General features: G+C 76.9%; 3 protein-coding genes. 1 reads left to right on the top strand and 2 read right to left on the bottom strand.

What is annotated here, in order from left to right:
• Together ABD308_RS17790 and ABD308_RS17785 are read right to left on the bottom strand one after the other, a co-directional pair.
• Nucleotides 1-334 (bottom strand): GNAT family N-acetyltransferase (locus tag ABD308_RS17790; RefSeq protein ID WP_344335506.1); only part of this gene is annotated, 334 nt, incomplete at its 3' end.
• Nucleotides 335-434: 100 nt separating this feature from the next.
• Nucleotides 435-938, bottom strand: coding sequence for a MarR family winged helix-turn-helix transcriptional regulator (locus tag ABD308_RS17785; RefSeq protein ID WP_344335503.1), 504 nt, complete (start codon nucleotides 936-938; stop codon nucleotides 435-437).
• Between the two features lie 142 nt (nucleotides 939-1080).
• On the opposite strand from ABD308_RS17785, the gene ABD308_RS17780 reads away from it, so the two are divergent.
• Entirely contained in the window at nucleotides 1081-2535 is a 1455-nt protein-coding gene (locus tag ABD308_RS17780; RefSeq protein ID WP_344335501.1) for an MFS transporter, read from the top strand.
• Nucleotides 2536-2583: the final 48 nt, after the last annotated feature.

Here is a 2583-nt window from a genome sequence, read left to right as displayed (position 1 = left end):
CCTCGACCGCGGCCGGCGCCGCGACCGGCGCGATGCCCCGGCCCTGGTACGGCGGCAGGACGTTCCAGCCCATCTCGTAGACGGTCCCGCCCCGCCAGGCGCGCTCGGCGTAGCCGACGGTGCCGACCGCCGCCCCCTCCGGCTCCAGCACCACGCGGTACATGCGGCCGGTGCCGGAGGGGCCGAAGTCCAGGTAGCGCCGGTGCCGCAGCAGCATCCGCTCCTCGTCCTCCGGGCCGCCGACGTGCTCGCGCATCCGCGGGGTGTTGACCAGCCGCAGCAGGGCCAGGTCGGCGTCGGTCCAGGGTTCGAGGCGGAGCAGCGCGGGGTCCATGGCCGGACGGTAGCCGGGCCGACGTCGCCGTGGTACCGGATTTTCCCGGGTGGCGGGAGGCGGGTGGCGGGTGGCGGGAGGCGGGCGGCGGCCGCGCCGGTCAGCCGTGGGCGGGCCCGGCGAGCGCGCGGGCCAGGTTCTCCAAGGCCGGCAGCGCGAGCATCACGGCGTCCCGGTCGGCGGGGGAGAGGGTGTCGAGCGCGGAGGCGATCCGCCGCTCATGGGCCCGCTGCCAGTCGTCGAGCTGGAGCCGCCCGGCCGGGGTGAGCGCGATCCGCGCGGTGCGGCGGTCCCCGGGGTCGGTCTGGCGGTCGACGAACCCGGCGTCCAGCAGCTTGCCGACCAGTCCGCTGACGGTGTTGGGGGCGAGCCGCTGCCGGGCGGCCAGCTCGCCGACCCGCAGCGGCGCGGCGGCGAGCGTCTGGAGGAGTTCGACCTGCGCCATCGGCAGGGACTCCCACGGGTAGTCGGTGCGGATGCTGCTGCGCAGCGCCCGGCGCAGCCGGGTCACCGCGTCGGTGAGCCGCCGGGCGCGTTCGATCGCCGCCGGCTCCACGGCCTGCGGATCGGCGGCGGGTTCGGGAACGGAGGGTGACGACGGCATGGCCGACAGCGTAGCGCCTGGCTCCGACGCCCCCCGAACGCCCGGGACGGGTCGGGGACGACCGGTCCCGCTCCGTGATGGACCGGTCGCACGCAGATCAGATCGTAGATAGAACATATCTGTATCCGATATATTTCGCCGTATGAACGCGGCGTCGACCCTCACCACCCGGCTGCTCACCGAGCGAGCCCGGCCACGCGGCATAGCCGGCTGGCGGTACGCCCACTGGCTCGCCGTCGGCACCGTCTGCCTGGGCGCCTTCCTCGGCCAGCTGACCGCCAGCGTCACCGCCCTCGTCTACCCGGCGCTCCAGCGCCACTTCGGCACCGGATTCGCCGCCGTCGAATGGGTCGCCCTCGCCTACCTGCTGGTCCTGGTGGCGCTGCTCGCGCCGGTCGGCCGGCTCTCCGACCTGGTCGGCCGCAAGACCGTGTACCTCGGCGGCTTCGCCGTCTTCGGCCTCGCCTCGCTCGCCGCCGGGTTCGCCGGCGGCCTCGGCACCCTGGTCGCCTGCCGGGCCGTGCAGGCCGTCGGCGGCGCGATGATGCAGGCCAACAGCGTCGCCCTGGTCGCCCGCGGGGTGCCCGAACACGCGATGCGCCGGGCGCTCGGTGTCCAGGCCGCCGCCCAGGGCCTCGGCCTGGCGCTCGGGCCCAGCCTCGGCGGCCTGCTGGTGGAGCACGCCTCCTGGCGCTGGGTGTTCTGGATCAACGTGCCGGTCGCGCTGATCGGCATCCTGGCCGGCTGGTTCCTGCTGCCCCGGACCCACCGCCCCGACGCCCGCCCGGAGCCCCCGCCCCGCGGGGCCGCCCGGCCCGACCCGGACGGCGGACGCTTCGACCTGGCCGGGCTGCTCCTGCTCGCCGGCTCCACCACCGCGCTGCTGCTCGCCCTCTCCGCCGCCTCCGGCCTGCCGCTGCCCGGCTGGGCGGTCGGCGCGCTGCTGCTCGCCACCGTGCTGTCCGGACTCGGACTGGTCCGCCAGGAACGCCGCGCCACCCGGCCGATCCTCGCCCCCGGCCTGGTCAACACCCCCGGGGTGCGCCCCGGCCTCGCCGTCTCGCTGATCGGCTACCTGCTGCTGTTCTGCCCGCTGGTGCTCGGCCCGGTGCTGCTCGCCGAGGCGGGCCTGTCGACCGGGCGGGCGGGCCTGGTGATCACCGTGCTCCCGGCCGCGTTCGCGGTGGCCGCGACGCTGGGCGGCGCGCTGCTGCCGCGCGGCTGGTCGGACGTCACCCGCTGCCGCTTCGGCGCCTCCCTCGCCGGGGCCGGGCTGCTGGGCTGCGTCCTGCTCCCCGTACTGGGCGCCCCCGCCCTGGCGCCGGCCCTCCCCCTGCTGGTGACCGGCGGCGGGCTCGGCCTGCTGCTGCCCGCCAACAACGCGCTGGTGATGCGGGCGATACCGGCCGAGTGCTCGGCCGTCGGCGGTGGCATGGTCAACATGGCCCGCAGTCTCGGGACGGCGCTCGGCACCGCGCTGCCGGTGCTCGGCGTCCACCTGGCCGGACCGGTGCCGGGCGGCCGCGCGGTGCTGCTGGCGCTGGCCGCCGTGGCGGTCCTGGCCGTGGCGCTCGCCCGGCCGGTGCGGCGGCGCTGAGGGCGCGAAGAGCCGCGGTGGTGAACGCGGAGAACGGCCGGGGCGGTG

It is taken from the genome of Kitasatospora putterlickiae, from assembly GCF_039527695.1.
Taxonomy (GTDB): Bacteria; Actinomycetota; Actinomycetes; order Streptomycetales; family Streptomycetaceae; genus Kitasatospora; species Kitasatospora putterlickiae.
Note: the sequence above shows the minus strand (reverse complement) of the source record. Positions and strands in the feature narration are given on the sequence as shown.